This window comes from Amycolatopsis sp. NPDC033938 (assembly GCF_055575975.1).
In genome coordinates, this window is sequence record NZ_JBVIRO010000006.1 from 158,832 (window position 1) to 171,152 (window position 12,321).

Sequence of the window (12,321 nt, forward strand, 5' to 3'; positions counted from 1 at the left end):
CCGTCGGAATGCGAGGGGACGACCTCAGCCCGCGCAGCGCCAGACGACCGGTGTGGACCATCCGGCGGTGCCGCCGATCCGTCCGTCGTCACCCACGACCGAAACGCGGCCGCCCGAGGCGCCGTCCGGCAGCGGAAGCCGCGTCGGCTGCCCGGCGGCGTCCCACACCGCGGGCGGGCCGATCTGCTGGGTGTCGATCTGGCCGCCGACCACTCCCGACCGGTTGATGGCGAAGACACCGGTGTTGCGCTCGAGGCGACGCGGCGACCGCGGGTCGTCCCAGACGAAACCGTCGCCTGTGTAACGGCCCTCCGCCGACAGGGAGGCGATCACCTTGCCCGCGCTGATGGCGACCGGCGAGGAGTCGTCATAACCCGCCGGAAGCGCGTAAGAGGTGAGGACACCGTCCTTCCACGTGTACGGCCCGCCCGAACCGTCCCCGAAGAGGACCGTGCCGTCGTCATCGATGTCGACCGGGTTCGAGAGGTGCTGCGTGTTGGTGATCGCGAGGGGATTCCCGCCCGCCGGCCACAGCACCGGGACCTCGTAGTACGGGTCGAGATGGGCGACGACGCCGACCACGTCGCCGCGGGAGTTGATCGCCGAAGCGCGCGGGTAGCGGTGTCCCTCCAGCGTCGGCAGGAACCGGTAGGTGCTCCCGGAGAGGACGAACGACGCGTAGTCGGTCGAGCCGGGCGTCGCGGCGTAACCGACGATGTCGCCCCATCGGTTCTGGTCGTTCACGGACGCTCGCTCGTAGCCGGCCGGGATGTCCCGCAGCGTGAACCCGCCGTGCTTCCACCGGATGATCCGCGACACCGAACCGTCCGAGACCTGCCCGGAGAATTCGCCCCGTCCGTCGGTGCCCTCGACCGAGCCGGAAACCGTCCCCGCCGGGACCGGCAAGGTCTTGGCCTGCCAGGTGCACGCCACTTCCTGGGCCGTCGCCGCTTCGGCGGGCGCGGCGAGCAGCGCGCCGAGCGCGATCATCCCGGTGACCACGGCCGTTCTGCGAGATTTCGGTGTGGGCGTCATGTCATCCCCCTGCTCTGGGTCAGCCGGTCCTTCCAGCCGACCGGGACGTTCGCAGATCCATGGGCGCGGTGTCTGCGTCAGCTGACACAGATCCCGGACGGCTCGGTCGATGTGACGGCCACCACACGTCAGCCTCACCCGTTCGGGGGACGAATGCGGCGATTTCGGCCAAACTCTCGTCGTCGTCACCGACTGGGGGGACGACATGTCCGAGAAATGAGTCCGATTTTGTTCACCAAATCCTGGAGAACCGCGGCCGTCGGCGCCGCGGTCGCGATCGTCGCGGGACTGTTCGGTCCGGCGGGCGCGGCGGGTGCCGCGCCACAAGAAGACATCCTCGACCAGCTCAAGCGGATCCCGGGCCTGACGGTGCTTTCCGAGGGCACGCCACCGGCTCCCGAGCATCGCTATTTCGTGCTCGCCTACACACAGCCTGTCGATCACCGCCGGCCGGACGGTGCCACCTTCCAGCAACGGTTCAGCCTGGTACACAAGGCTGTCGACCGGCCGATGATCCTGCACACCACCGGGTACGGGCTCTACCCGACCCCGTTCCGCACCGAGACGACCCAGATCGTCGGCGGCAACCAGATCTCGACCGAGCAGAGGTTCTTTCCGCCGTCCCGGCCGGAACCGGCGAACTGGGACCAGCTCACCATCTGGCAGGCGGCGACCGATCACCACCGGCTGGTCAGCGCGCTCAAGCCGATCTATGCCAAGAAATGGCTCTCCAGCGGGGCCAGCAAGGGCGGGATGGCCTCGGTCTACCACAGCCGCTTCTACCCGGGCGATGTCGACGGCGTCGTCGCGAATGTGGCGCCGAACGACCGCGACAACGACGAAGACAGCGCCTACGACCGGTTCTTCGCGGCTGTCGGCCCGGAGGCCTGCCGCGCCATGCTCGCCGACCTCCAAGTGGAGGCTTTCAAGCGAAGGCCGGAAATGGTCGCCCTGCTGACGCAGTACGCGGCCAAGTTCGGCTGGACCTACGACAAGATCGTCGGCAGCCTTGACCAGGCGTTCGAAAAGTCGGTGATGATGCTCGGCTGGGCGTTCTGGCAGTTCCTCGGCAAGGCAGAGTGCGCGAACGTGCCGCCGACCTCCGCCACCACCGAGCAGATCTTCGAGTACATCGACAAGACCGTCGCCTTCGGTTCGTTCAGCGACAACGACCTCGGTCAGATGACGCCGTACTACTTCCACGCGATGACCGAACTCGGCTGGCCGCAACCGCAGTTCGCCCACGTGCGTCCCTATCTCAAGTATTCGGACTCGGCGTCGGTGTACTCCAACGTTCCGCCGGAGCTGCACCGGACGCACAACCCGGGTCCCATGCTCGACGTCGACGGCTGGGTGCGCACCTCCGCACAGCGGATCATGTTCGTCTACGGGGAGAACGACCCCTGGAGCGCCGAGCGGTTCACACCGAGCCCGCACGATTCGCACCTCTACACCGCACCCGGTGCGCACCACGGGGCGAAGATCTCTCTTCTCGCCGACGGTGACCGCCTCGCGGCGACCGACATCGTGCGTCGCTGGGCCGACGTCGGGTTCCAGACCGCCGGTACCCAGCCGGTGATCGACCCGGCCGAATCGGAGGTCATCCGGACGCCGCTTCCGTTCTGATTTTCCTTTGCTCGTGGGTGCTTTCCTCGAACCGAGGGGAAGGCACCCACGAGACGGCACCGGAGCATCTCGTGGATACCGGTCTGGTACGGCCGGCCTCAGCGGCACTTTCGGCTTCCCCGGATTCGGTATCTCGCAAGTGTCCCTTATGGACAGTCAAGAGGCGGGTGTGAAAGTGGCTTTCGCACCCTTCGACGTCGCGAAATTGGCGAAGATGCGATCCTGCCGAGCAGGGCAGCCCAGCACGTGGGCTGGTGCCAGACATCAGGAACGAGGAGGAAGGTCGGGCGGGCCGTGACGGTGGGCATGGACGCTCCTTCTGCGGGTGAATTGGCGGGCACGAAACCCTCGCCATCCCGAAACTACGGCTGGAGTATTAGGGGTCGCACCAGATCGTTAGGGGTTGTTCCGGTCCAGTCCGTCGCCGCACACTCGGTAGTGCGGGCAGCCGCCCGCCGACACGGGCAGGAGGGGCCGGGTGGCCGGAAAAGACGAGGATCTCTGGGTACGGAGGTTCCACCCCGCCGAGCACGCGGCCTACCGGGTCGTCTGTCTCCCGCACGCGGGTGGCTCCGCGAGCTATTTCTTCCCGGTTTCGAAATCGCTGAGCCGGGTCGCCGACGTTCTCGCGATCCAGTACCCGGGACGGCAGGACCGCCGGAGGGAAAAGGGAATCGACACCATCGCCGGACTCGCCGACGGTGTGACCGAAGCGCTCCGGCCGTGGCTGGACCGGCCGACCGTCCTTTTCGGTCACAGCATGGGCGCAACTCTCGGCTTCGAAGTCGCCCGCAGGCTCGAATCCGGCGGCATCAGGCCGCACGCGCTGTTCGTTTCCGGCCGCGTGGCGCCCACCCGCGCCCGTGACGAAAACGTGCACCTGTGCGACGACGCCGGGCTGATCGCCGCGGTCAAGGCGCTCGGCGGGACCGACCCTCAGGTCTTCGGGAACGAGGCGGTGCTGGAGATGGTCCTGCCCTCGATCCGCACCGACTACACCGCCGCCGAGACCTACCGCTACGAACCGGGGCCACTACTGGAAACCCCGATCCACGCCCACGTCGGCGACAACGATCCCAAAGCGACGATCGACGAGGTCCGGGATTGGCGGGAACGCACCAACGGCCGGTTCACCCTGACCACCTATCCCGGCGGCCACTTCTACCTGAACACCCATGCCGCCGCGGTGATCCAAGCGATCGCCGAGGTCCTCACACCTTCCGAGTTCCTCAACACTCACCGAGAAGGAGCCCTGCCATGATGCCCATCAAGATCGACCTCACGGGTTCGCGCGCGCTGCCGTCGGATCTGGAGACCAGCCAGAAGGTCGAGGACCTGACCGAGGACCTCAAGATCTGCGTCAACGGAGGGTACGAACACTTCTCCCACGCCGGGGAGTTCCAGAAGGTCGACGACGTGGAGGTCGCGGTCTTCCGCTGGTCAGGGCGCACCAAGATCGCGGAGTGACCTGTGAAGGGTCGATCGAGCTCGTGCCCGATCACGACCGGTGGACCGGCGGCCGAGCGGGGAAGATTCCGGACGCTCGACGACCGGAATCTTCCCCACCTGGGCGAAGTTCCTGGCATTGACGCTCAAGGCAGGGAAGGAAGCCTTCACGGAATCGATCAGCTGCCCGGCCGGACCAGACCGCTTTCGTAGGCGAAGATCACCGCCTGGGTGCGGTCTCGCAGCGCGAGCTTGGCGAGTATCCGGCCGACGTGCGTTTTCACCGTCTGCTCGGCGATGTCCAGATCCCCGGCGATCTCCGCGTTGGAACGGCCGCGAGCCAGTAGCGTGAGGACTTCCGTCTCTCGATCGGTCAGCTCTTCGACGCGCTGCCTGCCGGCCAAGTACATCGGGCCTTGGCGAACGAACTCGACGATCAATCGCTTCGTGACCGATGGCGAGAGCAACGCGTCCCCGGCGGCGACCACTCGCACCGCCTCCGCGAGGTTCCTGGTGGAAGAGTCCTTGAGCAGGAACCCGCTGGCACCCGCGCGCAACGCTTCATAGACATACTCGTCCAGGTCGAAAGTGGTCAGCACGAGCACCTTCGCGGTGTCCTGATCGGTGATCAGCCGCGCGGCCCGCAATCCGTCCAGAACCGGCATACGGATGTCCATCAGCACCACGTCCGGAGCCAGCGCGGCGACCTGCTCCACCGCGTGCCGCCCGTCGACGGCCTCACCGACGACCTCGATGTCGGGCTGCGCGGAGAGCAGTACCGAAAGCCCTTCCCTGACCAGCTCCTGGTCGTCGGCGATCAAGACCCGGACCATCACGACCCCGCTCCCCGCGGCACCGGCAATACCGCCGACACCCGATAGCCGCCCTCCGGCGTCACGCCGACTTCCAGCGAACCCCTGAGCATGTCCACTCGTTCCCGCATTCCCACCACACCGTGCCCGGAGCCCGCCTGGCCGACGCCGCGCCCACCGGGGCCGTTGACGACCTGGAGTCGCACCTCGTCGCGCCGGTACACCAGTTCCACCCGGACCGCCGCGTCCGGCGCGTGCCGCATCACGTTGTTGAGCCCTTCCTGGATGATCCGGTAGGCGGACAACTCGAGGCCCGACGGCAGCGAGCCGGGTTCGCCGGTGATCACCGTGGTCACGGTCAGCCCGGCGTCCCGCGCCCCGGCGATCAGCTCCGGAAGGCTTCGCAGGCTCGGCTGCGGTTGAGAGTCCAGAGCGCGGCCCTCGGCGCGGAGCACGCCCAGCACCCGGCGGACCTCGTCCAGCGCGTCCTGCGCGTGCTTACGGATGGTGGCGAAACTGGCCACCGGTTCGGACGGGTCCTTCACCCGGTAAGGCCCGGCCTCGGCCAGGATCGCGATCACCGACATATGGTGCGCCAGCACATCGTGCAGCTCACGAGCGATCCGGCTGCGTTCCTCGAGTACCGCGCGGCGTTTCCGTTCGGTGGCGTTGATGTCGAGCTGTTCGGCCAGCCGCTGCCACGCCTCGCCGCGGCTGTGCAGGGCACCCGCGGCGAGCAGCACCACGGCCGATAGCGCAGGCATCTCTTCGACGTCGGCGAGATTTCGGGCGGCCGGCAGGAGGAGCGCGACGGCAAAACTGGCGGCGAGGGTGAGCAGCCACATCTCCAGCAGTACCCGCGGCCGCACCTGCCGGCCCGCGAAAGCGAGCACGCACAGATGCGCCAGCAGGCTCGCCTCCGTCCACATCGGTCCCGGGGTCCCGGCTCGGGTCAGCTCGCTGAGTACCGGGTTCAGCACCAGCGAAAGCCACACGCCCGCCAGCGGACGGTGAAGACAAGCCAGCAATGGAACCCCGTGCAGCGCGCCTGCGAGCGTCCACGCCGGGTTGACCCGCGACAACTCCGCGGAGCCCGCTATCCCGAGAGACACGGCGATGGCGAACACCAGCAGATGCGGAGCCGGCCCGAGCCGGGGATGCCGAGGCAGCGCCGCACCGGCCAGCGGGTTCAGATCGCCCGCCAACGCGGCGATGCCCGCACTGGCCCGGCGTACCACGGACGCTCCCCACAACGGCATATCGGCTCACACCGGACGGACCCGCACGGCGAGCACGGCCCCACGTCCACTCCGCACGATCTCGACCGCTTCCTTCAGCAGAACCGGCAACTCCGCCGGATCCACCACCGTGCGGCCCCACGCGCCACCCGCCGCCATGGCGATCCCCGGCAGATCCGCCGACGGCTCGAAACTCACGCCGAAATCGTCGTTTCGCGCCGCCGCACCGGCCGGATGTACCGCGAGGGTGGACTGCTTCGGTGCCTTCCAGCCCTGGTTGTCGATGATCACCGTCAGACTCGGCGCCCCGTAGCGGCGGGCCACCCACTGAGCCGAGGACGGCACGCCGAAGAGATAGGTTCCGTCACCGACCAGCGAGACCACCAGTCTGTCCGGCGCGGCGAGTTTGGCACCGATCGCCGCGCCCGCGTGCCAGCCGAGCGAACCACCGCCCGACCCGAGCAGGGTGCCGGGTACCGACTGGCGCAGATGCTCGTTCACCACACGGAAACCGGTGATCGCCTCGGACAGCACGATGGTGTCCTCGGTGATGGCTTCCCGCACGCAGGACACGAGATACTCCGGCGTGATCTCGTCGGGCGGGGCGAGTTCCGCACGACGCCGTTCGACGCATCGGCTTTCATATCTCGCGACCGTGGCGGTCCGGCGCGTCGCCACCAGCTCGGTGTCGATCTCGCTCGTGGCGACCGCGTCGGCCAGCTGGCCGAGCGCGATGCGGAGGTCGGCGCACGCGAACAGCTCGGCGGGCACCTGCCACAGCGGCATCTGCTCCTTGAGCGGATCGATGTCCACGACGAACACCCGCGCACCCGCGGCGGGACGATTGCTCACCGGGATCCACGGAACGTCGCTACCGAGCACCAGCACCACGTCCGCCTCGGTCAGCACCGGGTTCGGTTCACGGGTGTTCCACTGATATCCGGCGTGCAAGGGATTCGACGCCGGGAAATTGACGTAGGTCGGCACCGATTCGATCACCGGGATCGCGAGCGATTCGCAGAGCCGGACCAGCTCCGGAACGGCGAGCGGATCCCGCCCGGCGTACGAGGTGACGACCACCGGTTTCTTCGCCGTCGTCAGGGCTTCCGCGATGTGCCGAACCGTCGAGGGCGTCAGCGCCGCCGGTTCCACCGCGGGCAGCGGGAGTCCCGCCCGCGGTTCGAGCGCCTGCTCCATCACCTCGCGCGCGCCGACCAGGTAGACCGGGCCTGCCGGTGAGCTCCGGGCGATCTGCAACGCCCGGTGCACCAGCTGCTTGACGTTGTGCCCGGTACGGATCTCGTTGTCGTACTTGGTGTAACCCCGGACGATTCCACGCTGGTCGTGCACGTCCTGGATCCAGTGGATGAATTCGTTGCGCCCGCCGGGCAGCTCACCCTCCTGGGTCACCGGGGAGGCTCCGGCGAACAACAGCACCGGAACCCGCGCCTTGGCGACGTTGTGGAGCATGCCGCCGACATTCTGGGTGCCGCAGTCGACATGCACGACCACGGCCTGTGGTTCGCCGGTGACCTGGGCGTATCCCTGCGCGGCCGAGAGGGCGACACTCTCATGTGGACAGATGACGATCTCGGGGAAACGCTCCGCACGGCCTTGTGCGCGAGCCAGCGCGTACGCCTCGATCAGCGCGGGGTGGTCGCTGCCGAGGTTCGCGAAGAGATACCGGACCCCGGCCTCCCCCAGCGCTTCGAGAAACGCCGTACTGGTGGTGTATTCCGGCATCAGGCACCGTCCAGACCCGGCACGACGAGCACCTTGCCCCGTGCGCCCGATTCCAGCGCGCGATAGGCGTCGGCGGCCTTGTCCAGCGGGAAACGTCCGGCGATCGGGCTCGCCACCCCTGGCAGGGCGACGGCCAGTTCCAGTGCCTCGCGGATCAGCCCGGCCACGTCCGCGAAGCCGTCCACGTAGGCGCCTGCGTTGAACTTGGTGACGAAAACCCCGCCTGCCTTGAACAACTCGCCGAACTCCGCGCCGACCGGACCGGTGAGCTGCCCGTAGTTGATCAGGCAGCCCCTGGGGGCGAGCATGGCCAGGCTGGTACGGAAGGTCTCCCCGGCGACCGGGTCGAAGATCACGTCCGCGCCCCGGCCTCCGGTGACCGCGCGCACGGCCGCCGCGATGTCTCCGGCGTCGCGGTCGATCACGTGCTTGGCGCCGAGATCGCGCGGGATCGCCACCCGGTCCCCGCCGACGACGCCGATCACCTCCGCGCCCTTCCGGCTGAGCCAGGTGACCAGCAACCGCCCGACCGCCCCGGACGCGCCCCAGACAACGGCTTGGTGCCCGTCCAGCGGCCACACCCGGAGCAGCGCGCCCGCCGCCGCGCCGGCGTGCGCCACGGACGCGGCCTCCTCGAAGCCCAGCCCGTCGGGAATGGACACGAGTCTCTCCTCCGGCACCACCACATGGTCCGCGCAGGAACCGAGCCAGCCCGTGCCGCACACTCTGGCGCCCACCTCGGTGGCGACCCCCTCTCCGGTGGCGATCACCGTGCCCGCCGCCTCCACGCCGACCGCGAGGGGAAACGGCATGGTCACCACGTAGTCGCCGCCCCGGATCAGGCTGTCGGCATGGTTGAGCCCGGTGGCCTCGACCCGCACCAGCACCTCCCCCGGCCCAAGCGGGGGCAGGTCCTCGGTCACCGTCTCGATCACCTCGGGGCCGCCGGGTCGGGCCGCCATCGCGACGCGCCGGGTTTTCGGTTCCATGACTCGTTCCGTTCGCTCAGGTCGCCTCGGCCGTGTCCCGGGCCTTGACGAGGGATTCGATGACGCCGTCACGGGTAGGCGTAGAAGCCGCGGCCGGACTTCCGGCCGAGGAGACCGCCGTCGACCATGCGGCACAGCAGCGGCGGGGCGGCGTAGAGCGGTTCCTTGAACTCGGCGTAGAGCCCGTCCGCCACCGCCACCAGGGTGTCCAGCCCGATCATGTCCGACAGGCGCAGCGGGCCCATCGGATGCGCACAGCCCAGCATCATCCCCCGGTCCACGTCTTCGACCGAGGCGAAGCCGGACTCCACCATGCGCATCGCGGAAAGCAGGTACGGCACCAGCAACGCGTTCACCACGAACCCGGCCCGGTCCGGTGAGCGGATCACCTGCTTGTCCAGGAACTTGGTGGCGAACAGGGCGAACCGCTCGAAGGTCTCCTCGGTGGTGAGCAGCGAACCTGCCAGTTCCACCAGCGGTAGCACGGGCACCGGGTTGAAGAAATGCGTGCCGATGACCTGCCCCGGGCGGGTGGTCGCACTGGCGATGCGCATGATCGGCAGTGAAGAGGTGTTGGTGGCGAAGATCGCCGAGGACTCCTCGACGATCCGGTCCAAGGTGGAGAACAACGCCACCTTCTCGCGCTCGTCCTCGGTAATGGCCTCGATGACCAGTTCACGGTCGGCGAAAGCGGCGAGGTCGGTGGTGAACTCGATCCGCCCGAGGATCGAGTCCCGCTCCTCGGCGCTCATCTTCCCCTTGCCCACCGCGCGGTCGAGCGAATCGGTGATCCGCCGCCGCCCCGACACCCCGGACTCCAGCGAGCGCGCCGCGACCAGCACGTCCAACCCCGGCCGCGCACAGATCTCGGCCAGCCCGGCGCCCATCAACCCGCAGCCGACCACGCCGACCCTGCTGATCTCGTTCATCCCGGCTCCTCCGCCTTCCAGCGCAGCAGGCACGTGCCCACCGCCATACCACCGCCGAATCCGGCCAGCAGCACCAGATCCCGGTCCTTCAGCGCACCCGATCGGGCCGCGTGGTCGAGCGTGACGGCCATCGAGGCCGCGCCCGAGTTCCCGTACTCCTCCAGCGTGAGATGCGTACGCGCCCGCTCGAACCCGAGCTGCTCGGCGAGCTTGCCCAGCAGCACCCCATTCGCCTGATGTGGCACGAAATGGGCGATGTCCTCGTGGTGGACGCCGGTGCGCAGGAGCAGTTCCTTCACCGCCTGCGGCACCGTGCCCAGGGCGAACTCGGTGACCTCCCGGCCGCGCATCCTCAGTACGTGGCCGATCTCGTCCACGGTCTCGTGCGAAGCGGGCCGCCTGCTCCCCCCGGCCTCGACCACCAGCAACGAGGACTGCTCCCCATAGCCGACCAGGTCGGTACCGAGAATCCCGTAAGGCTCGGCCACCGGGCCGACCAGCGCCGCACCTGCCCCGTCGCCGAGCAGCACCGTGGTGGACCGGTCGGCCGGGTCGATGAACCGGGACCAGAGGTCCGCGGCGATCACCAGCGCGTGCGCACCTGGCCGGGTCGCCACCAGACCGTTGGCCACGGCGAGCGCGTAAGCGAACCCGCTGCAGGCGATGTTGATGTCGAAACAGGCGGCCCGGCGCGCGCCGATGCCGACCTGTACCAGCGACGAGGTCGGTGGGAGCGGGGCGTCCCCTGTGGACGTTGCCACGATGAGGAAGTCCACCTTCTCCGCCGGAAACCCGGCCCGGTCCAACGCGGACCGGGCCGCGTGCACCGCGAGGTCCGAGGTCGCCTCCTCCGGTGCGGCGTAGCGCCGCGCGCGGATCATCGTCTTGCGCTCGATCCACTCAGGGGTCACGTCGAATCGAGGCGCCAGCTCCGCGTTGGTGACCGAACGGGCGGGCACGTAGGAGCCGGTGGAGAGAATTCCGGTGGCGGCCATGGTCAGCCACCCGCCAGCGGGTTGATCCGGTGTTCCCCGATCCGGGCGCGCTTCGCGGGGTCGGTGACGCCGAGCCCGCGTTCCGGGGCCAGGCACAGCACGCCGACCTTGCCGATGTGCCCGTTGGTCTGCACCAGGCGCCCCGCCTCGCCGATCTCCGCGAGCGGGTACACAGTGGACAGTGCGGGATGGATCCGGCCGAGGTCGATCAGCCGGTTGCTCTCCCACTGCTCCTGCAGGTTCGCCGCGTGGCTGCCGATCACCCGCTTCAGCTTCATCCACAGGTACCGGTTGTCGTACTCGTGGTGGTAGCCGGTGCTCGACCCGCAGGTGACGATGACGCCGCCGCGCCGCACCACGAACATGGAAATGCCGAAGGTGGCCCGGCCGACGTACTCGAAGACGATGTGCGGGTCCTCGCCCGTCTCGCGGCGAATGGCCTTGCCGAGCCGCTTGCCGGCGGCGATCACCGCCTCGGGGCTGTCCGCCGCGTCCGCGATGTCGATCTCCTCGCGGTTGATCACCACGTCACAGCCCAGCGCCCTCATCCGCTCGGCCTTCTCCTCGGAGCTCACCACGCCGACGGGGATTCCGCCGCCCTGCTTGACCAGCTGGGTGGCGTACACGCCGAGCCCGCCCGCCGCACCCCAGATCAGGACGACGTCACCCTGCTTCATCCGGGCGCCGCGGTCGCTGATCAGCATGCGGTACGCGGTCCCGGCGCAGGCGGGCGTACTGGCCGCCTCCTCCCAGGTCAGATGCGCCGGCTTGGGGATCAGCTGACTGGCGCGGACCACGGCGTACTCGGCCAGCCCGCCGAAGTTGGTCTCGTAACCCCAGGCTTTCTGGCCCTCGCCGAGCATGCCGTCGGCGTGGGTCATCGCCTCCTGGTCGTCCACCTGGATCGGGCTGGCCAGCACGTGGTCGCCGACCTTCCAGCGGCGCACGCCGACCCCGGTGCGCACGATCACCCCGGCCGCGTCCGAGCCCAGCACGTGGAAATGCTGATCGTGACGGGCCTCCCAGCGCCCGCGTTTCCCGTACGCCTTGAGGAATTCGAAGGTGGAGACCGGTTCGAAGGTGCCGGACCAAACGGTGTTGTAATTGATGGAACTGGCCATCACCGCGATCAGCACCTCGTCGGGCGCCAGCTCCGGCATCGGCACCGCGTTCACCCTCAGCGACTTCCGGACGTCCTTGTCCTCCACGCCGCGAAACATGTCCACGTCCTCGATCCGGGTGTGCGCGGCGACGTACTCCGCGGGCACCGGATGACGTTCGAGTTCCTCGGGTCCGGCCCCGCGGACGGCGGCCTCTGCCAGGGAATCCATCTCTACCTACTTTCTCCGACATACGGTCTGAGTGGTTGGTACCGCGAGTTCGTCCGTGGGCCCGGCGGGGGGGGGGGTGGGGGGTGGGGGTTTTAAAAACAACCCCCCCCACAACCCCCCCCCCGGCGGATTGGGGGAGGACGAGGGGCGGGGCCGCGCGGGGAGGCCCCCCCCCCC

11 protein-coding genes are annotated in these 12,321 nt (G+C 68.7%); 3 read left to right on the top strand and 8 right to left on the bottom strand.

All coding sequences use genetic code 11. The features are described 5' to 3' along the window. Window positions 1-24 precede the first annotated feature (24 nt). Window positions 25-1,035: a hypothetical protein gene (locus ACZ5ZX_RS18675; RefSeq protein WP_465503245.1), complete on the bottom strand. Its 1,011-nt coding sequence runs from the start codon at window positions 1,033-1,035 to the stop codon at window positions 25-27. A gap of 216 nt (window positions 1,036-1,251) precedes the next feature. On the opposite strand from ACZ5ZX_RS18675, the gene ACZ5ZX_RS18680 reads away from it, so the two are divergent. The 3 genes from ACZ5ZX_RS18680 (at window position 1,252) to ACZ5ZX_RS18690 (ending at window position 4,128) form a co-directional block, all read left to right on the top strand. Then, window positions 1,252-2,661: a S28 family serine protease gene (locus ACZ5ZX_RS18680; protein ID WP_465503246.1), complete on the top strand. Its 1,410-nt coding sequence runs from the start codon at window positions 1,252-1,254 to the stop codon at window positions 2,659-2,661. 478 nt (window positions 2,662-3,139) lie between these two features. Further along, entirely contained in the window at window positions 3,140-3,922 is a 783-nt protein-coding gene (locus ACZ5ZX_RS18685; RefSeq protein ID WP_465503247.1) for a thioesterase II family protein, read from the top strand. Next, window positions 3,919-4,128: a DUF5988 family protein gene (locus ACZ5ZX_RS18690; protein ID WP_465503248.1), complete on the top strand. Its 210-nt coding sequence runs from the start codon at window positions 3,919-3,921 to the stop codon at window positions 4,126-4,128. The genes ACZ5ZX_RS18685 and ACZ5ZX_RS18690 overlap by 4 nt, the downstream gene beginning before the upstream one ends. A gap of 158 nt (window positions 4,129-4,286) precedes the next feature. Here the strand turns inward: ACZ5ZX_RS18690 and ACZ5ZX_RS18695 are convergent, their stop codons facing one another. The 7 genes from ACZ5ZX_RS18695 to ccrA form a co-directional block, all read right to left on the bottom strand. Beyond that, window positions 4,287-4,940: a response regulator gene (locus ACZ5ZX_RS18695; RefSeq protein WP_465503394.1), complete on the bottom strand. Its 654-nt coding sequence runs from the start codon at window positions 4,938-4,940 to the stop codon at window positions 4,287-4,289. Continuing rightward, on the bottom strand, window positions 4,940-6,157 hold the full coding sequence (locus ACZ5ZX_RS18700; RefSeq protein WP_465503249.1) for a sensor histidine kinase: 1,218 nt from the start codon (window positions 6,155-6,157) through the stop codon (window positions 4,940-4,942). Before ACZ5ZX_RS18700 ends, ACZ5ZX_RS18695 begins: the two co-directional genes overlap by 1 nt. Window positions 6,158-6,184: 27 nt before the next feature. Continuing rightward, window positions 6,185-7,900, bottom strand: coding sequence for a thiamine pyrophosphate-requiring protein (locus tag ACZ5ZX_RS18705; RefSeq protein WP_465503250.1), 1,716 nt, complete (start codon window positions 7,898-7,900; stop codon window positions 6,185-6,187). Next, window positions 7,900-8,889: a zinc-binding dehydrogenase gene (locus ACZ5ZX_RS18710; protein ID WP_465503251.1), complete on the bottom strand. Its 990-nt coding sequence runs from the start codon at window positions 8,887-8,889 to the stop codon at window positions 7,900-7,902. Before ACZ5ZX_RS18710 ends, ACZ5ZX_RS18705 begins: the two co-directional genes overlap by 1 nt. Window positions 8,890-8,957: 68 nt before the next feature. Next, window positions 8,958-9,818, bottom strand: a complete 861-nt coding sequence (locus tag ACZ5ZX_RS18715) for a 3-hydroxybutyryl-CoA dehydrogenase (RefSeq protein ID WP_465503252.1) — start codon at window positions 9,816-9,818, stop codon at window positions 8,958-8,960. Continuing rightward, the gene (locus ACZ5ZX_RS18720; protein WP_465503253.1) at window positions 9,815-10,813 is read right to left on the bottom strand and encodes a 3-oxoacyl-ACP synthase III family protein; all 999 of its coding nucleotides are present in this window, start codon (window positions 10,811-10,813) and stop codon (window positions 9,815-9,817) included. The genes ACZ5ZX_RS18715 and ACZ5ZX_RS18720 overlap by 4 nt, the downstream gene beginning before the upstream one ends. A gap of 2 nt (window positions 10,814-10,815) precedes the next feature. After that, the gene (ccrA, locus tag ACZ5ZX_RS18725; RefSeq protein WP_465503254.1) at window positions 10,816-12,144 is read right to left on the bottom strand and encodes a crotonyl-CoA carboxylase/reductase; all 1,329 of its coding nucleotides are present in this window, start codon (window positions 12,142-12,144) and stop codon (window positions 10,816-10,818) included. Window positions 12,145-12,321 lie beyond the last annotated feature (177 nt).